The organism is Pseudomonas putida (assembly GCF_025905425.1).
GTDB lineage: Bacteria > Pseudomonadota > Gammaproteobacteria > Pseudomonadales > Pseudomonadaceae > Aquipseudomonas > Aquipseudomonas putida_AF.
Genome location: NZ_CP109603.1, coordinates 2,602,775 through 2,623,992 on the forward strand (window position 1 = coordinate 2,602,775; position 21,218 = coordinate 2,623,992).

General features: G+C 61.3%; 19 protein-coding genes. 10 read left to right on the plus strand and 9 right to left on the minus strand.

Annotation, left to right across the window (positions count from 1 at the left end; genetic code table 11):
- Window positions 1-80: 80 nt before the first annotated feature.
- Window positions 81-1,151, plus strand: a complete 1,071-nt coding sequence (locus OGV19_RS11635) for an enoyl-CoA hydratase/isomerase family protein (RefSeq protein ID WP_264313498.1) — start codon at window positions 81-83, stop codon at window positions 1,149-1,151.
- 16 nt (window positions 1,152-1,167) lie between these two features.
- On the plus strand, window positions 1,168-2,319 hold the full coding sequence (locus tag OGV19_RS11640; protein ID WP_264313499.1) for an acyl-CoA dehydrogenase family protein: 1,152 nt from the start codon (window positions 1,168-1,170) through the stop codon (window positions 2,317-2,319).
- A gap of 113 nt (window positions 2,320-2,432) precedes the next feature.
- On the opposite strand, the gene OGV19_RS11645 is transcribed toward OGV19_RS11640, so the two are convergent.
- On the minus strand, window positions 2,433-3,365 hold the full coding sequence (locus OGV19_RS11645) for a LysR family transcriptional regulator (protein WP_264313500.1): 933 nt from the start codon (window positions 3,363-3,365) through the stop codon (window positions 2,433-2,435).
- Window positions 3,366-3,490: 125 nt separating this feature from the next.
- Here OGV19_RS11645 and OGV19_RS11650 point away from each other — a divergent pair, with 125 nt between their 5' ends.
- Window positions 3,491-3,757: a DUF2790 domain-containing protein gene (locus OGV19_RS11650; RefSeq protein WP_264313501.1), complete on the plus strand. Its 267-nt coding sequence runs from the start codon at window positions 3,491-3,493 to the stop codon at window positions 3,755-3,757.
- Window position 3,758: 1 nt separating this feature from the next.
- Here OGV19_RS11650 and OGV19_RS11655 read toward each other — a convergent pair whose 3' ends face one another.
- On the minus strand, window positions 3,759-4,454 hold the full coding sequence (locus tag OGV19_RS11655; RefSeq protein WP_264313502.1) for a tRNA (adenine(22)-N(1))-methyltransferase: 696 nt from the start codon (window positions 4,452-4,454) through the stop codon (window positions 3,759-3,761).
- A 100-nt stretch (window positions 4,455-4,554) separates the two neighbouring features.
- Window positions 4,555-5,601, minus strand: a complete 1,047-nt coding sequence (locus tag OGV19_RS11660) for a class I SAM-dependent methyltransferase (RefSeq protein WP_264313503.1) — start codon at window positions 5,599-5,601, stop codon at window positions 4,555-4,557.
- A 254-nt stretch (window positions 5,602-5,855) separates the two neighbouring features.
- On the opposite strand from OGV19_RS11660, the gene OGV19_RS11665 reads away from it, so the two are divergent.
- Window positions 5,856-6,416: a hypothetical protein gene (locus OGV19_RS11665; RefSeq protein WP_264313504.1), complete on the plus strand. Its 561-nt coding sequence runs from the start codon at window positions 5,856-5,858 to the stop codon at window positions 6,414-6,416.
- A complete protein-coding gene (locus OGV19_RS11670; RefSeq protein WP_264313505.1) occupies window positions 6,406-6,603 on the plus strand; it encodes a hypothetical protein in 198 nt (65 codons plus the stop codon). The genes OGV19_RS11665 and OGV19_RS11670 overlap by 11 nt, the downstream gene beginning before the upstream one ends.
- A 112-nt stretch (window positions 6,604-6,715) precedes the next feature.
- On the opposite strand, the gene mqo is transcribed toward OGV19_RS11670, so the two are convergent.
- A complete protein-coding gene (mqo, locus tag OGV19_RS11675; protein ID WP_264313506.1) occupies window positions 6,716-8,305 on the minus strand; it encodes a malate dehydrogenase (quinone) in 1,590 nt (529 codons plus the stop codon).
- A 159-nt stretch (window positions 8,306-8,464) separates the two neighbouring features.
- Here mqo and OGV19_RS11680 point away from each other — a divergent pair, with 159 nt between their 5' ends.
- Both OGV19_RS11680 and OGV19_RS11685 read left to right on the plus strand, forming a co-directional pair.
- On the plus strand, window positions 8,465-9,685 hold the full coding sequence (locus tag OGV19_RS11680; protein ID WP_264313507.1) for a putative DNA modification/repair radical SAM protein: 1,221 nt from the start codon (window positions 8,465-8,467) through the stop codon (window positions 9,683-9,685).
- Complete coding sequence (locus tag OGV19_RS11685) at window positions 9,676-10,515, plus strand: TIGR03915 family putative DNA repair protein (protein WP_264313508.1); 840 nt, start codon at window positions 9,676-9,678, stop codon at window positions 10,513-10,515. Before OGV19_RS11680 ends, OGV19_RS11685 begins: the two co-directional genes overlap by 10 nt.
- A gap of 4 nt (window positions 10,516-10,519) precedes the next feature.
- On the opposite strand, the gene OGV19_RS11690 is transcribed toward OGV19_RS11685, so the two are convergent.
- From OGV19_RS11690 to OGV19_RS11710, 5 genes are all read right to left on the minus strand, one after another.
- On the minus strand, window positions 10,520-11,413 hold the full coding sequence (locus OGV19_RS11690; protein ID WP_264313509.1) for a DUF6708 domain-containing protein: 894 nt from the start codon (window positions 11,411-11,413) through the stop codon (window positions 10,520-10,522).
- A gap of 2 nt (window positions 11,414-11,415) precedes the next feature.
- On the minus strand, window positions 11,416-14,388 hold the full coding sequence (locus tag OGV19_RS11695; RefSeq protein ID WP_264313510.1) for a T6SS effector BTH_I2691 family protein: 2,973 nt from the start codon (window positions 14,386-14,388) through the stop codon (window positions 11,416-11,418).
- Between the two features lie 201 nt (window positions 14,389-14,589).
- Entirely contained in the window at window positions 14,590-15,561 is a 972-nt protein-coding gene (locus tag OGV19_RS11700; RefSeq protein WP_264313511.1) for a 5-oxoprolinase subunit C family protein, read from the minus strand.
- Window positions 15,558-16,445: a 5-oxoprolinase subunit B family protein gene (locus tag OGV19_RS11705; RefSeq protein WP_264313512.1), complete on the minus strand. Its 888-nt coding sequence runs from the start codon at window positions 16,443-16,445 to the stop codon at window positions 15,558-15,560. Before OGV19_RS11705 ends, OGV19_RS11700 begins: the two co-directional genes overlap by 4 nt.
- 93 nt (window positions 16,446-16,538) lie before the next feature.
- Window positions 16,539-17,297: a 5-oxoprolinase subunit PxpA gene (locus OGV19_RS11710; protein ID WP_264313931.1), complete on the minus strand. Its 759-nt coding sequence runs from the start codon at window positions 17,295-17,297 to the stop codon at window positions 16,539-16,541.
- A 120-nt stretch (window positions 17,298-17,417) separates the two neighbouring features.
- On the opposite strand from OGV19_RS11710, the gene OGV19_RS11715 reads away from it, so the two are divergent.
- The 3 genes from OGV19_RS11715 (at window position 17,418) to OGV19_RS11725 (ending at window position 21,216) form a co-directional block, all read left to right on the plus strand.
- Window positions 17,418-18,335 (plus strand): LysR family transcriptional regulator, encoded by a 918-nt coding sequence (locus tag OGV19_RS11715; RefSeq protein WP_264313513.1) that lies wholly within the window; start codon window positions 17,418-17,420, stop codon window positions 18,333-18,335.
- 101 nt (window positions 18,336-18,436) lie between these two features.
- A complete protein-coding gene (gene treS, locus OGV19_RS11720; RefSeq protein WP_264313514.1) occupies window positions 18,437-20,503 on the plus strand; it encodes a maltose alpha-D-glucosyltransferase in 2,067 nt (688 codons plus the stop codon).
- Window positions 20,504-20,586: 83 nt separating this feature from the next.
- Window positions 20,587-21,216, plus strand: a complete 630-nt coding sequence (locus tag OGV19_RS11725) for a riboflavin synthase subunit alpha (protein ID WP_264313515.1) — start codon at window positions 20,587-20,589, stop codon at window positions 21,214-21,216.
- The last annotated feature ends 2 nt before the right edge of the window (window positions 21,217-21,218 follow it).

The following is a 21,218-nucleotide window of genomic DNA, read 5'->3' on the forward strand; positions in this document are numbered from 1 at the left end:
TTCGCATGCCAGGATCCAGCGATCCTCCAGCGAACTCCAGACTTCACTTGGAAAATCAATAACAAAGCAGGGAGAACGCGATGACCGCGCACGCTCACACTTCGGCAACGGATCATGTCTTGGCCGAGGTCCGTAACCAGATCGGCCACCTCACCCTCAACCGCCCCGCCGGCCTCAATGCCCTCACCCTGGACATGGTGCGCAGCCTGCGCCAGCATTTCGACCAGTGGGCCGAAGACCCTCACGTGCACGCGGTGGTATTACGTGGCGAAGGGCCTAAAGGGTTCTGCGCCGGTGGCGATATCCGCTCGCTGCATGACAGCTATAAAAACGGTGACCACCTGCACGAAGACTTCTTCGTCGAGGAATACGCGCTCGACCTGTGCATCCATCACTACCGTAAACCGGTACTGGTGCTGATGGACGGTTTCACCCTCGGCGGTGGCATGGGCCTGGCCCAGGGCTGTGACCTGCGTGTGGTCACCGAGCGCAGCCGGCTGGGTATGCCGGAGGTCGGTATCGGCTATTTCCCAGACGTGGGCGGCAGCTATTTCCTCCCACGCATCCCAGGTGAACTGGGCATCTACCTCGGCGTTACCGGCCACCAGGTGCAGGCTGCCGATGCCCTCTACTGCGGGCTGGCCGACTGGTACGTGAGCAGCGACACATTGCCCGCCCTTGACCAGGGCCTGGATCAACTAGCCTTCGGCGACAACCCGCTCAAGGACCTGCAAAGCCTGCTGGCCACGTTGGGCACCCAGGTGCTGGACGACGCGCCACTGCAGAAGCTGCGCCCGGTCATTGACCATTTCTTCGCCCTCCCCGACCTGCCGGCGATCATCGAGCAACTGCGCGCCGTAAGCCTCGGCGACAGCCACCAATGGGCCCTGGCCACCGCCGACCAGCTGGAAAGCCGCTCGCCACTGGCCATGGCGGTTACCCTGGAGATGCTGCGCCGCGGCCGCCACCTGGCGCTTGAGGCGTGCTTTGCCATGGAACTGCACCTGGACCGCCAGTGGTTCCAGCACGGCGACATCATCGAGGGTGTACGCGCCCTGATCATCGACAAGGACAAACAGCCTCGCTGGAACCCGCCGACCCTGGCCGGGCTCGAGCGTCAGCGGGTCGACCAATTCTTCGAAGGCCTGTGAGCCCGGGAGTACACAGATGCAAGACCTCGAACTGAGCGAAGAGCAGATCATGATCCGCGACATGGCCCGGGATTTTTCCCGTGGCGAAATCGCGCCCCATGCCCAGGCCTGGGAAAAGGCCGGCTGGATCGATGATGGCGTGGTGCGCAAGATGGGCGAGCTGGGCCTGCTCGGCATGGTGGTGCCGGAAGACTTTGGCGGCAGCTACACCGATTACGTCGCCTATGCGCTGGCGGTGGAAGAAATCGCTGCTGGCTGCGGCGCCACCGGGGCGATGATGAGCATCCACAACTCGGTCGGCTGCGGCCCGTTGCTGGCCTATGGCACTGCCGAACAACAGCAGGCCTGGTTGCCGCGCCTGGCCACGGGCGAGGTGATTGGCTGCTTCTGCCTGACCGAGCCGCAAGCCGGCTCCGAGGCGCACAACCTGCGCACCCGTGCCGAGCTGGTGGATGGCGAATGGGTGATCAATGGCGCCAAGCAATTTGTCAGCAACGCCCGTCGGGCGGGCCTGGCGATCGTCTTTGCGGTGACCGACCCGGAATTGGGCAAGAAAGGCCTGTCGGCCTTCCTGGTGCCTACCGACAACCCAGGGTTCAAGGTTGATCGCAGTGAGCACAAGATGGGTATCAAGGCTTCCGACACCTGCGCGGTGACCCTCGACAACTGCCGCATCCCTGCCGCCAACCTACTCGGTGAACGCGGCAAGGGGCTGGCCATCGCCCTGTCCAACCTCGAAGGCGGGCGTATCGGCATTGCCGCGCAAGCGTTGGGCATCGCGCGCGCCGCCTTCGAAGCCGCGCTGGCCTACTCCCGCGACCGGGTGCAGTTCGGCAAGCCGATCAACGAACACCAGAGCATTGCCAACCTGCTGGCCGACATGCAGGTCCAGGTCAATGCCGCACGCCTGCTGATCCTGCATGCGGCGCGCTTGCGCAGTGCTGGCAAGCCGTGCCTGTCGGAGGCGTCCCAGGCCAAGCTGTTCGCTTCGGAAATGGCCGAGCGGGTGTGTTCCATGGCCATCCAGGTGCATGGTGGCTATGGCTACCTGGAGGATTACCCGGTGGAACGCCACTACCGCGACGCACGGATCACGCAGATCTATGAGGGTTCGAGCGAGATCCAGCGGATGTTGATTGCGCGGGAGCTCAAGCACTATCCGCTGTAGTTGCTGGGTAACACGGCCCCGCGAAGGGCGCGCGCGGTGTATGGCACCGGCTTCGCCGGTGTTCGCCGGGCAAGCCCGCTCCCACAGGTTTAAGCCGACTTTAGAAACACACCTCAACGCCAATAACGCGCATCATCCACTGTCCGCGCATGCCCCTCGAACAGCGCGGGCAGTTGTTCCTTGAGGTAGTCGATCCAGGTACGCACTTTGGCATCCAGGTAGTGCCGTGACGGATAGATCGCATACAGCGCGCACTCGCGCAAGCGATACGGGGCCAACAGCCGGCGCAGACGCCCCTGCTCGATCGCCTGGCTGGCGGTGTAGAACGGCAGCAGGCCAATGCCCATGCCCAGCTCGCTGGCCACCAGCATGGCGTCGGCCACATTGGTGAGGAAGCTGTCGCGCGGTGCGATCACGCAATGATCGACACCTTGGGGGAATACCCAGTCCCCCTCATACATCGGATACGCCATGCGCAGGCAACGATGTTCATGCAGGTCTTCCGGCCGCTCGGGGACACCAAAGGTCTCCAGGTAACTAGGCGCCGCACAGGGGATGCTGAAGATGTTGCCCAACGGCACGGCGATCAATTGCGAATCCGGCAAAGCCCCGTCCACGGTGATCACCACGTCATGCCCTTCGGCCAAGGGGTCGGGGTTGCGCTGGGACAGGGTCAACTCGACCACCACGTCCGGGCACAGCGCGTTGTAGCCAGCCACCAGCGGCATCAGCAGCAGGCCCAGGCCATGCGGGCAATGCAGGCGCAAGCGGCCACGGGGCGTGAGGTGCGCGCCTCGCGCTTCGCCTACGGCTTCTTCGGTCAGCAGCATGATTTGTCGCGCGCGCTCAAGAAAGCGTTCGCCCGCCTCGCTCATGCGCAAACGGCGCGTGGTGCGGTGCAGCAGGCGGGTCTGTAGCTGGTTCTCAAGCTCGGCAACGATGCGCGACACCTGCGCCGCAGAAATGTCCAAGGCGTTGGCGGCCGCAGCGAAGCTGCCGCACTCCACCACACGGGCGAAGGTACGCATGGCATGCAGCATGTCCATGAAGGGTGTGCTCCTTGATCGGTCTTATTCTTACGTTCCAGGCAGGAATCTATCACGGCTTAGCCCATTTATTGTGGATCACCAATGAATACATCATTGGTAAAACATTGAAGAAGGCGCCTGCCATGAAACGTTCGATCGCTGTCCTTGCCGTTGCCGCTACCCTCGCCTCGTTCGGCGCCGTTGCCGACGCGGGCACAAACCAGCCGGTCGCCAGCAGTGGTAACTACGAGTACGGCATGCCGCTGGATGTCGCCAAAGTCATCTCCATCACCCCTGCCAGCAACGCGGCCGATTGCCAGGTAGGCACCGCGCACATGGTGTATGTCGACCATCAGGGCCGTACCCGAGAGGTCAACTACCGGGAGATGGGTAACTGCTCGCAGCAATGACTCAGGCCAGTACCTGGGTGATCCAGGTAATCTGCCGGTCGAAATCGCGGCGCTTTTCCTCGGGGATCGCATCCCGGGCGCGCTCGAAGTTGGCCAAGGTCTGCTGCTTCTGGCGCAGCATGCGCTGCCATTTGGTCACGAACGCCGGCACTTTGTCGCGCATCAAAAGCGGGCCGAAGTACAGCTCTTCGGCGGTATAGGCCACTGCCTCACTGGGTTCGGCGACGATGATTTCGTAGTCGAAACGGTTCTCCCGCAACAATTCTTCGCTGACGATCCGATAGCCATTGTCCATCAGCCAGCCGCGCAGCGCGCACTCGCCGCCGTTGGGTTGCAGGATCAGGCGCTCACTGCCGCTCAAGCGATGCTTGCCACGTTCGAGAATCTCGCACATGGTGTCGCCGCCCATGCCGCAGAGGCTGACGACCGAAATCCGGTCGCCCATTTCGATCGCTTCCAGCCCATCGGCCAGGCGAATGGTGATATGTGCCTCCAGGCCGTTGCGGCGCACGTTGCGCTGGGCCGAGGCAAAGGGGGTGTGCGCCACCTCACCGGCCACACCGGCTTCGATGGCGCCACGCAGCATCAATGCCACCGGCAGATAACCGTGGTCCGAGCCGATATCGGCCAGGCGCGCGCCCTGTGGCACATGCGCCGCCACGCGCTCCAGGCGCATGGAAAGTGTCTGTTCGTTCAACGTAAGCCCCTTCTCGACAACCGGGCGCGATTCTGACGATCAGGGCGCGGCATTACAATGCGTAAAAGCCCAACGGCTCAGGTTGCGGCAAGGGCGGCCGCTATTTACGTGCTTCCAGTATCAGGTTGAACGGCGTTTGCGTGGCACGCCGAAACCGCGTGAACCCCGCCTCCTCGAACACTGCCCGCAAGCGCGCTTCCCCGGCTTGGGCGCCGAGCCCCAGCCCCACCTCCTGAGACAGTGAGTTTGGCGTGCAGATAAACGTCGACGCCGCGTAGAACAAGCGCCCGACCGGCGTCAGGTTGCCCTCCAGCGAGTCCTCGGCAAACGGTTCCACCAGCATCACCGTCCCGTCGCTCTTCAGGGCGCGGTAAGCATGCCGCGCAGCACCCACCGGGTCGCCCATGTCGTGCAAGCAATCGAAGAAACACACCAGGTCATGGTCGTGGCCCGGATAGTCCTTGGCGGTAGCCTGCTGGAAACTCACCCTGGCACCCAAGCCCGCCTCATCAGCACGCTGGTTGGCGGTCGCGATAGATGGCCCGTGATAGTCGTAGCCGAAGAAGGTCGAGGCCTCAAAGGCCTGTGCCATGACCAACGTCGAGGCGCCATGGCCACAGCCCACATCGGCCACCTTGGCACCGGCTTGCAGCTTGGCCACCACGCCATCCAAAGCCGGCAGCCACTCAGGCACCAAAAACGTTCGATAACCCGGCCGGAAGAACCGTTCGGTGCCGCTGAACATGCATGGATGATGGTCCCCCCAGGCCAGCCCACCGTCGCCACGCATGGCTGCGACCAGCTTGTCCTTGTCGTGAAACAGCGCCGCCACCACCGCTGCGCCACCGGCCATGTAGGCCGGAGAATCTTCCAGCGCCAGGGCCATGGCCTGCTCTTCGGGCAGCACGAAACTACCCTTGTCGTGGACCATGTAGCCTGATGCTGCTTGGGCATTGAGCCATTCCCGTACCAGCCGTGGGTGGCAGCCGGTCTTTGTCGCGAGCGCCTCGGCGGTCGTCGGCTGGCTGTCAGCCATCGCCCGGTACAACCCAAGTTCGTCGCCCAGGATGACATTGGCCAGGGTCGCTGCAGCGCCCATGTCACCCACCAGTTTGCCCATGAATTCGTGAAGCCTTGCCTCGTCCATGACCTGCCCTCCTCTGCAAGAAGGCCACCGTCGACGGGGGAAGTCCGGGTCCGAGGGGGCGGTGGTCGTTGGAATGGAAAGCGCGCCGCGCCACCAACGCGACGGGCTGTTTGTAAGTTTAGATGACCCTATTTCGGCAGAGAAGGATTTGGACTACGTCAATCGTCGAGAACCCAAAACAGGTTCTCGGCCCCTTCTGATGAGCTTCAGCAATAGCATCAAATGCTTGATAACGTGTGGTGAAGCGATTGCACATGGACGATGAAAAACAGGCCGCCCTCATTGGCTTCAAACAAGCCGCTCGTGGGCAGATAGGCCTTGAAAACAATCACAAGAACATCAAGCTGAATAAACGGTTAACAGTCGAGGAAATAGATGATAGAGCAATTGAAGCCCATGAGTGTTGGCATCCCAATCCTCACGACTTTGGCTGGAGTCGTGTTCTGCAATGGAAACGCCGGCGTGCTCATGCACACGCGCTGGACATTGCCATATGGCATGACAATTCCCTCGCGGGCCTTTGCTGGGCCTCGCCACTAGGTAGCAAGGAAAAGATCATGGTGCTCTACCTTCAGCGAAACCCGGACGATCGCCTGGCAACAAGAGGATACATAGCGCCCTTGTGCATGAGCGGCGTCCGTTTCTACGCCCTTCTACTTGGGTTGAAATGGGTTGTGGTGAAAGACCCACTTCCTGAAGCTCGTGTTGCCTACCAAAAGGAGGGTTTCCGGCAGGTAAAAGGTATCGGGCTTGCCTACGACCTGCGTGGTGACTATGCTGCGCTCAACCATGAGGAAATCCGTGATGTCGACTAAAAGCAGCGACTTCAGCGAATCTATAGCTCATTTCAGGGCAATTGCTGACGCAAAGCTCGCACGTCTGCGTGAGTCGGCGCACTACGACAGCTTCCTGACTGAAGAGGCAATCGAAGCGTTCGCCAAGGTCGAGGGGTCTGTCTACGCGGGCACTTCAGGAAAGCGTCGCAAGTACTCGCCTACCTGATCCACGCTCCAGCGCCTTTTCGCCAAGGTCTGCCGAGCTTATTTAAGGTCGTACGCAGCCCTGTAAAAGCGGCCGCATACGCCTGCGACAGCAACGGTCCCGAGCGCTTGAATCAAGGCGTCACTGCCTGGGTTTCACCACCCGACGGCGGATTCAGCTGCAGCACTTCATTGGTATACGTCCACTCCTGCTGCACCCTGTCCGGATGCTCGTTCAGGCGAATGCCATAAGACGGCACGATTTGCTTGATCTTCGCCTGCCAGGCCGCCGACGCCACTTTGTCCTTGAACACCTTGTTCAACACATCCAGCATGATCGGAGGCGCGGTCGAAGCACCCGGTGAAGCCCCAAGCAGCCCCGCGATGCTGCCGTCCTTGGACGTGACCACTTCGGTACCCAGTTTGAGCACACCGCCCTGGGCCTCGTCCTTCTTGATGATCTGCACCCGCTGGCCGGCTTGCCACAGCCGCCAGTCTTCTTTCTTGGCCTCGGGGAAGTAGGTGCGCAACGCTTCGAAGCGGTCATCGTCCGACTGCAAAACCTGACCGACCAGGTACTGCACCAGATCGAACTCGCGTACCCCTACCCTGACCATCGGCCAGGCGTTGTGAACACTGGCGCTGGCGAACAGGTCGAGCAAGGAGCCCTGCTTGAGGAACTTGGTCGAGAAGGTTGCGAACGGCCCGAACAGGATCATGCGTTTGCCATCCAGGACACGGGTATCCAGGTGGGGTACCGACATCGGCGGTGCGCCGGTCGCAGCAATACCGTAGGCCTTGGCCATATGGCGCTGGGCAATGGCCGGGTTATCGGTTACCAGGAACGACCCTCCGACCGGGAAGCCGGCATAGTCCTTGGCTTCATCGATGCCGGACTTCTGCAACAGGGGCAGCGCCGCGCCACCGGCACCGATGAACAGGAACTTGGCATCGGTGGCAGCCTGGCTGCCATCCTTCAGGTTCTTGTACTCGACATGCCAGGAGCCGTCGTCGTTGCGGGTGATGTCCTGGACCTCGGTGGACAGCTTGAGGTCGAAGTTCGGCCGGGTCTGCAGGTAGCCCACGTACTGCCGGGTGATCTCACCAAAGTTGACGTCGGTGCCGATTGGCGTCCAGGTCACGGCCAGTTTCTGGTTGGGGTCGCGCCCTTCCATCATCAGCGGCACCCATTTGCGGATCTGTTCGTGGTCTTCGGAATACTGCATGGGCTTGAACAGCGGGCTGGCTTGCAACGCCTCATAGCGCTTTTTCAGGAAGCGGATGTTGTCGTCGCCCCAGACAAAGCTCATGTGCGGCGTGGTGTTGATAAACGAATGGGGGTTCTTCAATACCCCCTGCTTGACCTGCCAGGCGAGAAATTGACGGGTAACCTGGAACGACTCGTTGATCTCCACTGCCTTGCTGATGTCGATCTTGCCATCTTTCTCTGGCGTGTAGTTCAACTCTGCCAACGCCGAATGGCCGGTACCGGCGTTGTTCCAACCGTTGGAGCTTTCTTCGGCGACCTTGTCCAGGCGTTCAACCATTTCCATCGACCAGCCTGGCTCCAATTCGTTGAGCCAGACGGCCAGGGTCGAACTCATGATGCCACCGCCCACCAGCAGTACATCGACCTTTTTGGTTTCAGCCGCCTGGGCATTGAGCATGCCCATAGCCAGCGCCAGCCCCGCCAGCACTCGCTTCGCATCGATCGTGATTTTCATGTCCTCTCCCGCGCGCCTCGTTACTGTCCGTAAAGCCCAGCACAAGCTTAGCTGAGGGATTTACTGGGATACTGATTCCCCAGTCACCCATCGATGGGGCTTGCAATCAAGGCACTCTCAAAATACTGTATGAATATTCAGTATTCCGAGTCAGCCTCCATGCAGCTCATCGCCAAACTCGGCATTCTTGCCGACGCCGCCAAGTACGATGCTTCCTGTGCCAGCAGCGGCGCCCCCAAGCGCAGCTCGCGGGGCGGCGACGGCCTGGGCGCCACCGACGGCATGGGGATCTGCCACAGCTACACCCCCGACGGGCGCTGTGTGTCGCTGCTCAAGGTGTTACTGACCAACTTCTGCCTTTACGATTGCCAGTACTGCGTCAACCGCCGCTCCAGCAACGTGCCACGGGCGCGCTTTACCCCAGAGGAAGTCGTGCGCCTGACCCTCGACTTCTACCGGCGCAACTGCATCAGCGGCCTGTTTCTCAGTTCTGGCATCATCCGCTCGGCCGACTACACCATGGAACAACTGATCCGTGTGGCACAGCTGCTGCGCGACGAGCACAACTTCCGCGGCTACATCCACCTCAAGACCATACCGGATGCCGACCCGCTGCTGATCGAGGAAGCCGGGCGCCTGGCCGACCGCCTGAGCGTCAACATCGAGCTGCCGACTGATGCCAGCCTCAAGCGCCTGGCACCTGAGAAACACGCGCACACCATCCGTCAGGCCATGGCGGTCATCCACCATGGCCAGCAGGCCGTGGCCAACGAACCCAAGGCGCCGCGCTTTACCCCGGCCGGGCAAAGCACCCAGGTCATCGTCGGCGCTGACGCCACCGACGACAGCACCCTGCTGCGCAATGCCGAGTCGTTGTACCAAGGCTACGGTCTCAAGCGCGTGTACTACGCGGCCTTCAGCCCGATCCCCGACAGCCCAGGCAGCGTGCCCCTAGCGGCGCCACCGCTGCTACGCGAACACCGCCTGTACCAGGCGGACTTCCTGTTGCGTGGCTATGGCTACAAGGCCGGCGAACTGCTGGGCCACAGCGGTAACCTGGCACTGGACATCGACCCTAAGCTTGCGTGGGCACTGGCCAATCGTGAAGTCTTCCCGCTGGATGTGAACCGCGCTGAACCGGCCTTGCTGGCACGTATCCCAGGCATCGGCCTGCGCAGCGTGCAGCGCCTGGTGGCGCTGCGGCGGGAACGGCGCATCCGCTACGACGACCTGATCCAGCTACGCTGCGTGCTGGACAAGGCCCGCCCGTTCATCGTCACCAGTGATTACCGCCCGGCCCAGGCCGAGCTGCGCACCGGCCTGCTGCGCGAACGCCTACGCGAACCGCAGGCGCCGGTGCAAATGGGGTTGTGGGGATGATCGCACTCGATTGCGATGATTGCTTCACGACCTGGCGTGACCAAGCCCGCGTGCTGCTCGGCCATGGCATCGACCCGGCCGAGGTGACATGGTCGCAAGGCCCGATCGCTGATCTGCTGGCCGTGCCGGCACCGCTGCCCGAGGGCCCCGGCCCATTTCGCGGCAAAGTGCCGGCGGCGTTACTGAACCATCTGGAACAGGCCGCTCGCTATCGCGGCGAGCAACGCTGGAACCTGCTCTACGAAGTGCTTTGGCGTGTGGCCCATGGGGACCGCATCGCCATGCTTGCCGGCGATCGTCTGGGCAGCGAATTGCACCGGCGCATCAAACAGGTCAGCCGTGAAGCGCATCATCTGCATGCCTTCGTGCGCTTCGTGCCATTACCCGAAACGTTGGCCGAACGACTGCAGTTGGACCTGGTCGCCTATCACGAACCCGCGCACGACATCCTGCACAGTGCCAGTGCGCATTTCGCCGACCGCCTGGGCCGCCAACGCTGGTTGATCGCCACCCCCAATGATGGCATCCGCTTCGACGGCCAGGCCTTCGACTATCGGCGCCACTGCCCCGAGGACTGGCGGCAATGGGCACGTAACGCAGACGACCCCGGCGCCGAACTGTGGCGCACCTACTATCGCCACACCTTCAACCCCGCCCGCCTCAACCCGGACGCGCTGCGCCTGCACATGCCAGGGCGGTTCTGGCGGTATTTGCCGGAGGGGATGCTGATACCGCAGCTTGAAGGCTTGGCGCGACAGGGTAAACAGCGGGATGGGCAGGCGGTGGAAGTGGCCGCACAGCGCGGTAAGCGGATCAGCAAGGTTGAATGAAACCTTATTTGCGCTTCTTTTTGCTGGGTTTAGCGGGAGCGGTTTCGAAAGCCTCGGGGGGAGCAGGTGCTGCGCGGACATTGAATACGCGGCAGACCACAAACCAGCAAAGTGCGAGGGTAAAGTTGTAAGGGAATAACACGGCCCAAAAAGGTAATTGCCAGTTCTTTTTGCCCTGCATTTCGCCGGGCTCGCCGGTTCGCCAAGGGGCGTAGTGCCGCCAGGCTTCTACGGGCGTCAAGCAGATGGCGTGAAGCGGCCGATACCACCAGTTGGGTTCGCCGGGAGGCGGTAGCTTATCCGGGCCGTGGTCCATGAAGTGGCGCAGGTATTCCCACACTTCGGCAACGTGTTTGATGCCGGGTTCGGTGGGTTCGTTGCTGTCGACCCAGAGGCAGTCTTTCTGGTGGAGGCTACCGTCTTTTCTACGGGGGGCGAATGCCAATGCGTAACTGGTGCTGAAAGAAGATCCTCCAAATTCCGTGCGCTTGAACAACCCACCCCCGATATTGTTCCAGTCAAACACCATCAAGGTATTTATACGCTGATAGTAGATCTTTTTAGCGGTACGATTTAGATGAATTCCCGATAAATTTCGGATGAGAAAAATTCGATAGACCAAAAAAGGGCTAAAAATAAAAGGCGTAAATATGTAAAGCCCAACCGACACTGCATCGGATAAAATAACATCTCGATACTGAGCACTTAGAACATCCGAGTAGGTAACAACCGCCAAAATCAATATCATAGCCGTATACAACTTAGCCATAAAAACCGAGTCAGCCACCCACGGATTACGTAGAACCAGAATATCTTTACTACAGCTTGCCACCTGCCCCTTTATCGCAAGCACATAATCCGTCTTTACTTGCGGATCAAAAAACCACATTATTGCCATAACTACTTCTCAAGATTGAAATACGCAACCGACTCAGCATCTTCATCCAAGCCGAAGTTTGGCCGATATACAAACATGAGCGTGACATGTTCGCGAGACTGACTTTCTGTCTTCACGCTAACTACCAAGCCACCGCTAACCTCATAACAATCAACTGTAATTGGAAAGGTAGAAATCACATCATTTTTACTACTACTTAGGCTTGCGTGCCAGCGGCTTTGCCCTAAGACAAAGCCTGATAAAAATACAGTAAACTCGGCGATATACGAGTACTCACGACCAGAAGAGCGGGCTGACCTCCCCCGTACATACTTACGACTCCATCCCGTATCAAGATTATCTAATCCAAACGCTTGCGCTTCATTCGACGACATTAAAAGTGGCACGTAAAATGCGCCGTACCACGCGCCGACCTCATGTTCTAACTTGGCGAACCCAGGAAGTTTTTTATCATAACCCAGCCTTAAATCTTGGCGAGCTTCACCATCATTCATTCGAGTTCCAAACATGCCCCTGGATGTCCATAACTCTATGGCATTATGAATACAACCCTGTGCCTTGGCGTGCAGATATAACCCGCCAACCAACACAACAGCACCTAACAACACTACCGCTGCTGCAGCCAAGCCTGCAAATGGAACAGCACTCGCAACGCCTGCGATAGCTAGGCTTCCTTCTAGAATTGCAATAGACCCTACTGCAACGGCAACACCGCCCGAGATGGTGTAGTGTGATGATTGCAGATCACCATTTTCTTTTTGTCTCAGATATTTATTGTAATCAGAACGAAAACCAAGAAGTATCGCCGAATATCCTGAAAGCCGGGCAAATAAATTGCTGCTCAGAAACCTTACAACCCCATTCCCAAAAGCCATCCCGGGCGCCGTTGAACTCAACCTCAGCATCACGGCCTTTTGCGTTGCCCTGATGCCAACTAATGTTGCCGCCGCCGCGCCGATCACCCCGAAAATCGATGCAGCAAACCCCGCGGTATATTCCGGCGCATCACTCTTTTGCAGGCTGTTGTAAGCCGCTTTGAGCGCGATCACGTTGTACCACAGCATCCCCGCGTTCAAACCGGTTCCGCCGCCTGAAGTGAGCAAGCCAAGTAAGGTGGGCCGCACCCGTGACGTGGTCGTGAGCTCGACCGCCACTGTCCGACTTCCCGAAATACGCATCTGCTTCATCTCTTCGACCTGCGCCATCCCGGTTTTCAAATACCGCTCCACCTCCTGACTAAATGGATTTCCCTTTACCGCCTGCTCAGTGACTTGGTAACGCGCCGCCAACAACCCCAGCGCTTTCTCGGCATTGGCCTCGCGCGCCGCCGCCTTCACTTGCTGCTGCAAAGTCCGGCTGGCATCCCAGCGTGTCTGCCCACGCAGGCGTTTAAGTACCACGGCACTCACCGACTGAGCAGTGAGGTCGGTAATGTCCGCAATGGCCGGAAAACGACCTACCAACCCTTCGATCACATAGTCGCTGCCGCCCAACAAGGTGCCGACCGTATCGGCTTTATCCCGGAACGGATTGAACGGCGCCAGCGCGGTGTAGAGCGGGCTGTCATGCTGATCCAGCCAGCGCTCCAGGCGCTTGAAGCGCCGGTCGTGGTCTTCGGTGCCAGGGACTGGCTGGCCCATTGAGTGGATCAACAAGGCCAGTGAAATCTCCAACCCTCGGGCCGAGGTACGCTCGTCACGGTCATAGCATGACAGCGCTGCCGCCAGGCTGTACGGGTCATCGATATGCTGGGCTTCAGCGGTGGCCAGCCAGAGGTCGTGGTCGTTACTGGCTTGCAGGGCGAGGTCGCGTAAGGCAGCAATGCGCTGCTCCAGTTGATCTCGCTCGGCCAAGAACTGTTGGTATTTGGCCGTATCGATGCGTTGCCCCAGGCGTGCACCATTGGGGGAGTAGTATTCATGGGTGAGTGCCCGGTAGCGTGCCTCGGCCTCTGACAGCGAGGGGCGGCCCCCCGGTGACTGCAGCCGCTGCGCGGCCTGGTTCAGGGGGCGTGCTTCCGGCGGGTAGAGGCTTACCAGGGTCTTGTCGAGCAGCAGGGCCACCAGGTTGCGATGGTGGTAGTCGCGGCTCTGCGGACTCAGGCGCTCAGCATCCAGCCCATAGCACGCTGGCACGCCAGCCTGCTCGGCACCTTGTAGCGGCTTGGTGTGTTCCAGTTGCTCAGCCGGCATCAGGTCGCGTAACTGATGCTGGTAAGCCGAAACGGCCAGGCTCAGGTCCAGGGCCATCCCTTCGGCATCGCTCAGCACCACTACCGCCGGGATCTTCGGCTGGGTGCTGGGGTAGTGCCGCGCCATGGCGCTGAGGTTGCCAATGGGTAGGGTGTCGGTACGCGGCTGGCTGCTCCAGGCCAGCGACATGCGCTGATCGGCAGGTTTGAAGTCTTCGACCCAGGTTTTCAGTGCACTGACGGGAAGCACATGGCGTTGGGCGGAAGGCGCCTGGTTTCCCGTGATCAATTCGCCCATGTTCAGCAAGCGCATGTGCCGATTGCGAACCGCTGTCGATGACGTAATGCGGGTGGTCATGGCGTTGGTCCACAGATGCGGGCTGTAACCGATCCAGACCTCGCGGGCAGTGTCACTACAGGTGTCGGCCCAAACCCAGCCCATGGTCTGGCCGTACAGATAACGGTGGCGTTGGTGGTAGTCCTCCAGTCCGCGGTACCTCAACTCCTTGTAGTGCCCTTCGCCGTCGTGCTCATGGATGACTAGCTTTTCGCCCAGGGGGCCTTTCATGAACACGTAGATGTAACCGGGGCGCAGGGCACGCAAGGTATAGGCGGAACGCTGCAACGGCTTGAAGCCTTGCTCCAGCGCCAAGCCTGAGTGGGCGTAGCGGGAAGACGGCGCACCGCCCATGCGCGGCACGATGGCATAGCGCACAGGAAGAATCGGCACACGGGCGCTGCAAGCTGGGCCGGAGGCAGCACTGCTAACGGAGGCGTCAGTCATGGTTAGACAAAAAGCGGGAATGCAGATCGGGTTGGCTATGCAAATTGATTCCTCTGCAAGTGCGTTTTAGTACTCAGGTCTGAATAAACCGGGACCTGAACACTAACGAGGAATCAATTTCCAGAGCAGGTAATGACGTCCTAAAACAACGTAGGAAATTTCGCTTTAGATAATTTCAACGCCTGAATAACAGCACAACGATCAAGCAAACAGCCGAGCCAGCCACCCCAGCTTCTTCTTGTACGACCGCCGCGCCTCCAACGCCTGCTCCAGGCTCACCGCCAAAAACCGTGCCTGTTGATTGGGCTGCATCTGCCCGATCAGGTCCAGGTCGGCACTGATCACCGTGCCGATCATGGCGTACCCGCCTCCGGACACCGCATCGCGGTGCAGAATGATCGGCTCCAGCCCTGCCGGTACCTGGATCGAACCGATCGGGTAACAGCTGTCGACGATGTTCGACGGGTCAGAGCCTGCGCCAAACGGCTGCTCACGCGGCTGGAAACTCAATGCGCTGCCGCCTTTGTAGCGGTAGCCGATACGGTCCGCCTCGGAGCCGACCGTCCATGCCTCGGTAAAGAAGCTTTGCGCCGCCGCAGCGGTCAGGCGATGAAAATACAACCCTGGGACCACCCGCAATACCACCTCGCCACCCAGTGACTGTCGCAAGGCCATCGGCAGGCTCGCACCGGCTCGTGTCTTGCCGCTGGGCACACCGACCGGCAGCACATCGCCCGCCAGCAACTTGCGCCCCTGGTGCCCACCCAAGGCCCCCAATGCGTAAGTAGATCGGCTGCCAAGCACCTCGGGTACGTCGATACCCCCGGCGACGGCCAGGTATGCCCGGGCGCCTGCCGTTGGGAAGCCGAAACGCAGTACCTGCCCTGCCCTGACCGCGAACGCGGTGTCGGGGCGCTGCTCACGGCCGTCGAGCAATGCCGGCATCTGCGCGCCGCATACCGCCACCAGTGCATCGTGCTGGAACTCAAGTTCCGGGCCCACCAGCGCGCATTCAAGCCCTGCGGCGCCTGCCGGGTTGCCGACCAGGTGGTTGGCTGCGCTCAACGCGTACTGGTCGAGCGCCCCGGACGGCGGGATGCCCAGATGGTAGTAACCCTCGCGGCCCAGGTCCTGTACCGAGGTGGCCAGGCCGGGTTTGAGTACCTTGATCATGCCAGCACCTCCTGCAGCGTCTTGGGGTATCCGACCGGGTCGGCGAGGAAGGCATCCAGGGAAAACGCCACCGGACGAATGCGCAGGTTGAAGCAGCCGTCTTCGACATCCGCCACGGCCTGGTCATAGGCTCGGCGGTCGATTGGCTTGAACTGCACGATGTCTCCGGGGCGGAAGAACACCATGTGCTCCTTGAGGTAGGCCAGGGTCTGCTGGGGGTCGTAGATCGGCGCCGGGGTGACACCGAACATCTGGTAGCCACCGGCCCCACGCACCGAATAGATGCAACCGAAGCAACCGCCGTGGCCGAGGGTCAGTTTGGGTGTGTCGGTACGCGGACGCAGGTATTTGGGCACCTGCAACTGCCGCTGGCGCTCGACCATCTGGAACATGAACGGGAGGCCGGCGACGAAGCCCACCATCGACACGAACCAGGGCGCGCCACTGTGGGCGGCGATGAACGCCTCGACATCGGCAAGGCCGTTGACCCGCGCCGCATACTCAAGGTCGGTGCTGCTCGGGTCCTGGTGGCGATTACGAAAGCGCATCAGGGTTTCGTGGGTCCAGGGGTCGTTGTACAGCACCGGGATTTCGATGATGCGGGTGTGCAGCGAGCGCTCGGCCACCGCGTCTGCCTCGGCGCCGCGTACTGCTTCGAGCAGCGTCTCGGGGGCAATGCGGTCAGGGTCGAAGCGGATCTGGAACGACGCGTTGGCCAGGCATACATCGAGTACGCCATCCAGGCCGAGCCGCTCCACCGCGCGGGTGACGGCCATGCCCTTGAAAAAGGCCTCCAGCGACATGCTGTCACTGACTTCGGCAAACAGGTGCTCGTCGGCACCGAAGCTGTAGCGGATCGGGGTAGAAGCAACCGGCTCGGCCATGACTGTTCCTTTTCTTGGAATCTTTATAGAAAGGCAGGCGAAAACAACTCCATGCAGCGGCCCCGGCTTAGCTGCGCCGGGTGCCGGTAACACTCATCGTGGCGTGCGTACCTCGATACCAGCCTGATCCAGCGCCTGGCGCGTGGCCTCGACCAGGTCGAGCGCGCCCGGGGTATCGCTGTGCAGGCAGATGGAATCGAACGCGATGGCCAGGTCCTGCCCTTCGACCGTGCGCACCAGGCCTTGCTGGCAAGCCCGCAGCACGCGCTCGGCGACGGCCTTGGGGTCATGGCCGCGCACGTTGCGGGTAAACACGATGGAGCCGCTCATATCGTACTCGCGGTCGGCATAGAACTCGCGGATCACCGGCTGCCCGAGTTCCTGGGCAATGCGGCAGATCACCGAACCCGGCATGCAATACAACAGCAACTGCGGTTCGATCACGCGCAGGTTCTGCACCAGCAGCCGGGCAGCCTCCTCGTCGCGCGCCAGGTGCATGTACAACGCGCCGTGGGGCTTGATGTGCTGCAACGTCACCCCTTGAGCACGGGCGATTTCACGCAGTGCACCCAGCTGGTAGAGCATGTCGTCGACCAGTTCCTGGGCCGGGGCATTGATGTGTCGGCGGCCGAAACCGACCAGGTCACGAAAGCCTGGGTGTGCGCCGACCGCTACGCCTAGTGCCTTGGCCCGCTCGACGGTGCGGCGCATGGTGCCGGGGTCGCCGGCATGGAAGCCGGTGGCGATGTTGGCCGAACTGATAAAGGCCATCAGCTCGTTGTCGACGCCATCACCGATGGTCCACGGGCCGAAGCCCTCACCCATGTCCGAATTGAAATCCACCACCTGCATGAACGTATCTCCTGGTGCTTGTGACTGCATGCAAGCCACGTTAGATTCTCTGTACCCCCTTGGGTAGATCTATAAACAGATAGGGTGTCTTCTGAAAATCAGATACACCAGGAGCCTACCGTGTCTCTGACCCTGCGCCAGGTCCGCTACTTCGTTGCCACCGCCGAGATCGGCCAGATCTCCCAGGCGGCAATCCACCTGAACATTTCCCAATCGGCGGTGACCACGGCGATCAAGGAGCTGGAGGCGATGCTTGGCGTGCTGCTGTTCCAGCGCTCGGCCCAGGGCATGAGCCTGACCGAGGCCGGTCGGCATTTTCTCAACCGCGCCTATGTGGTGTTGCGCAGCGTCGACGACGCGCTGAACAGCCCGCTGCCGGACGGGCGCGCCAGCGGCCTGCTGCGCCTGGCGGCAAGCTATACCGTGATTGGCTACTTCTTGCCGCACCACCTGCAACGCCTCGAACACTGGCACCCTGACGTAACCCTGGAAGTGCATGAGCAGGAGCGCAGCGCCATTGAGCAAGGCCTGTTGGAGGGCCGCTTCGACATGGCCGTGGTGCTCACCGCCAACCTCACCCACCCGGATATCGTTTCGGAAACGCTGTTCAACTCCGAGCGCCGACTGTGGCTGCCCGGCCATCATCCGCTGTGCGAGCGTTCTGCGGTGAGCCTGGCCGATGTGGCCAGCGAACCGTTCATTCTGCTGACCGTGGATGAGGCCGAGCAAAGCGCCATGCGTTATTGGGAGCTGGCCGGGCAGCGGCCCAGCGTACGCGTGCGGACCAGTTCGGTAGAGGCCGTGCGCAGCATGGTTGCCAATGGCAGCGGTGTGGCGATCCTCTCCGACCTGGTGCACAGGCCTTGGTCGCTGGAAGGCAAGCGCATCGAGACGGTGACCATCAGCGACCCAGTGACGCCAATGAGCGTGGGCCTGGCCTGGCATCGGGAACGGGCCTTCAGCCCGGCCATGCAGGCGTTGCGCAACTACTTCCACAGTGCGTTTCTGGCACCGCAGCAGCTGTCGGCGCGGCGTTGAGCCGTGGGGCTGATGTGCGGCCCAATCGCTGGCAAGGCGAACGTTCCGCCTGCAACGCCGTCATAACTGTGGCCGGTGCCGACACGCAGAGAGGACGCGAGATGACCCAACCAGACCCGTCATACATCCAGTGGCTCGAAGACCGTTCCATGCTCAAGGCCTCCCAGGAGCGGGCCCGCCTGTATTCGGGGCAATCGCGCCTGTGGCAAAACCCCTACGCCGAAGCCCAGCCCCGCCGCGCGACCGAAATCGCCTCGGTGTGGCTCACCGTCTATCCCGACGCCATCATTGCCCCCGATGATTGCTCGGTGCTCGCCGCCCTGGCCCACGAGGCGCTGTGGCGGCGCTTGTCGGAGATCGGCATACAAGGCGTGCACACCGGCCCCATCAAGCAGTCCGGCGGGGTGCGCGGGCACGCATTCACCCCCAGCGTGGACGGCAATTTCGACCGCATCAGCTTCGACATCGACCCGCTCTACGGCAGCGAACAGGAGCTGATCCAGATGAGCCGCATGGCCGCTGCGCACAACGCCGTGACCATCGATGACCTGATCCCCTCGCACACCGGCAAAGGTGCTGACTTTCGCCTGGCTGAGCTGGCCCACGGCGCCTACCCTGGGCTCTACCACATGGTCGAAGTGCGCGAAGAAGACTGGCCGCTGCTGCCCGAGGTGCCAGCAGGCCGCGATGCGGTCAACTTGCTGCCGGCGGTGTGCGACGAACTCAAGGCCCGCCACTACATCGTCGGCCAGTTGCAGCGGGTGATCTTCTTCGAGCCTGGGGTCAAGGAGACCGACTGGAGCGTCACCCCGCCCATTACCGGCGTCGATGGCAAGACAAGGCGGTGGGTGTACCTGCACTACTTCAAGGAAGGCCAGCCGTCACTCAACTGGCTCGACCCGACCTTCGCCGCCCAACAGATGATCATCGGTGATGCCCTGCATGCGCTGGACTGCCTTGGCGCACGGGGCCTGCGCCTGGACGCCAACGGTTTTCTCGGGGTAGAAACCTGCCTCAATGCCACCGCCTGGTCCGAAAGCCACCCCCTGTCGATCGTCGGCAACCAGCTGATGGGCGGCATGATTCGCAAGGCGGGTGGCTTCAGCTTTCAGGAGCTCAACCTTACGATCGACGACATTGCCCAAATGTCCAAGGGTGGCGCCGATCTGTCCTACGACTTCATCACCCGCCCGGCCTACCAGCACGCGCTGCTGACCGGCGACACCGAGTTCCTGCGCCTGATGCTCAAGGAAATGCACGCGTTCGGCATCGACCCGGCCTCCTTGATCCATGCCCTGCAGAACCATGATGAGCTGACCGTCGAGCTGGTGCATTTCTGGACCCTGCATGCCCACGACATGTACCTGTACAAAGGCCAGACCCTGCCCGGCAACATCCTGCGCGAGCACATTCGCGAAGAAATTTATGAACGCCTGTCTGGCGAACATGCCCCCTACAACCTGCGGTTCGTCACCAATGGCATCAGTTGCACCACCGCCAGCCTGATCACCGCAGCCCTCGGGATTCGCGACCTTGAGCAGATCGACACAGCGGATATCGAGCGCATCCAGAAAATTCACCTCCTGCTGGTGATGTACAACGCCATGCAGCCCGGCGTGGTGGCGCTGTCTGGCTGGGACCTGGTCGGCGCCCTGCCCTTGCCTGCCGAGGCGGTGGCAGAGCGGATGCTCGATGGCGACACCCGTTGGATCCACCGTGGCGGCTACGACCTGGCCGGGCTCGCCCCCGACGCCGAGGCGTCAGTACGCGGCATGCCCCGGGCGCGGGCGCTCTATGGCAGCCTCGACAGCCAGCTGGAAAACAGCGACTCGTTTGCCAGCAAGGTGAAGAAGCTGTTGGCCGTGCGCCAGGCCTACGGCATCGCCACCAGCCGCCAGGTGCTGGTACCCGAGGTCAGTAGCCCTGGGTTGCTGGTGATGGTGCATGAGCTGCCGGCGGGGCGCGGTATCCAGATCAGCGCGCTGAACTTTGGCCAGGAAGCGATCGCCGAGGAGCTGCACTTGACCGGCTTCACACCGGGACCGGTGGTGGACATGATCAACGAGACGGTCGAGGGAGACTTGACCGAGGATGGGCGGCTGATGGTGAGCCTGGAGCCGTACGAGGCGCTGTGCCTGCGCATTGTGAACAGCAGCGGGCATGTCTGAGGGGCAGCGCCCGCCTTGCTTTTACCGCTTCAGAGGCATAGTTTCCGGGGGACTTCATTTTCCCGTGCCCAGGAGCAATTTCCATGTACACCGGCATCGTCCAGGCCGTTCGCCCGTTGCTTGATGTGACCACTTACCCCGGCCACAGGCAGTTCACCCTCGACCTCACCCCTGAATTGCTCGACGATCTCAAGATCGGCGCCAGCGTCAGCGTCGAGGGTACCTGCCTGTCAGTCACCGAGATCGACGGCACCCAAGTAAAGTTCGACGCCATGAATGCCACGCTGGAGCGCACCAACCTGCGCAGCTTCAAGGCCGGTCAAGGGGTGAACGTCGAACGCTCGGCCAAGATGAACGCCGAGGTCGGCGGCCACCTGATGGCAGGCCACATCGCCACCACCGCCGAGGTCGTCGAACTGTCCATCGAAGAGACCGGGGCCTTCATCAAGTTCCGTATGCCTGCGGCGTGGGCCAAGTACGTGTTCCCCCGCGGTTTCCTTGGGGTAAACGGCTGCAGCCTGACGGTCGCCGATGTCGATGACAGCGTCATCACCATCAACCTGATCCCAGAGACCTTGCGCCAGACCACGTTCGCCCACTACAAGGCCGGCGAGCTGCTCAACATCGAAGTGGACCACCAGACCATGGTCTTGGTCGATGTGGTCGAGCGCACGCTCAAGGGCACCCTGGCCCGCGAAGCACTGCTGCGCTGAGC

What these genes read in the sequence shown, in the direction of transcription:
- OGV19_RS11680 (WP_264313507.1), top strand. Translation starts at nt 8,465, where the DNA reads ATGCAGCTCATCGCCAAACTCGGCATTCTTGCCGACGCCGCCAAGTAC.
- OGV19_RS11710 (WP_264313931.1), bottom strand. Translation starts at nt 17,297, where the DNA reads ATGCAGGTGGTGGATTTCAATTCGGACATGGGTGAGGGCTTCGGCCCG.
- OGV19_RS11695 (WP_264313510.1), bottom strand. Translation starts at nt 14,388, where the DNA reads ATGACTGACGCCTCCGTTAGCAGTGCTGCCTCCGGCCCAGCTTGCAGC.
- mqo (WP_264313506.1), bottom strand. Translation starts at nt 8,305, where the DNA reads ATGAAAATCACGATCGATGCGAAGCGAGTGCTGGCGGGGCTGGCGCTG.
- OGV19_RS11725 (WP_264313515.1), top strand. Translation starts at nt 20,587, where the DNA reads ATGTACACCGGCATCGTCCAGGCCGTTCGCCCGTTGCTTGATGTGACC.
- OGV19_RS11635 (WP_264313498.1), top strand. Translation starts at nt 81, where the DNA reads ATGACCGCGCACGCTCACACTTCGGCAACGGATCATGTCTTGGCCGAG.
- OGV19_RS11645 (WP_264313500.1), bottom strand. Translation starts at nt 3,365, where the DNA reads ATGGACATGCTGCATGCCATGCGTACCTTCGCCCGTGTGGTGGAGTGC.
- OGV19_RS11660 (WP_264313503.1), bottom strand. Translation starts at nt 5,601, where the DNA reads ATGGACGAGGCAAGGCTTCACGAATTCATGGGCAAACTGGTGGGTGAC.
- OGV19_RS11640 (WP_264313499.1), top strand. Translation starts at nt 1,168, where the DNA reads ATGCAAGACCTCGAACTGAGCGAAGAGCAGATCATGATCCGCGACATG.
- OGV19_RS11665 (WP_264313504.1), top strand. Translation starts at nt 5,856, where the DNA reads ATGGACGATGAAAAACAGGCCGCCCTCATTGGCTTCAAACAAGCCGCT.
- OGV19_RS11690 (WP_264313509.1), bottom strand. Translation starts at nt 11,413, where the DNA reads ATGGCAATAATGTGGTTTTTTGATCCGCAAGTAAAGACGGATTATGTG.
- OGV19_RS11650 (WP_264313501.1), top strand. Translation starts at nt 3,491, where the DNA reads ATGAAACGTTCGATCGCTGTCCTTGCCGTTGCCGCTACCCTCGCCTCG.
- OGV19_RS11670 (WP_264313505.1), top strand. Translation starts at nt 6,406, where the DNA reads ATGTCGACTAAAAGCAGCGACTTCAGCGAATCTATAGCTCATTTCAGG.
- treS (WP_264313514.1), top strand. Translation starts at nt 18,437, where the DNA reads ATGACCCAACCAGACCCGTCATACATCCAGTGGCTCGAAGACCGTTCC.
- OGV19_RS11705 (WP_264313512.1), bottom strand. Translation starts at nt 16,445, where the DNA reads ATGGCCGAGCCGGTTGCTTCTACCCCGATCCGCTACAGCTTCGGTGCC.
- OGV19_RS11700 (WP_264313511.1), bottom strand. Translation starts at nt 15,561, where the DNA reads ATGATCAAGGTACTCAAACCCGGCCTGGCCACCTCGGTACAGGACCTG.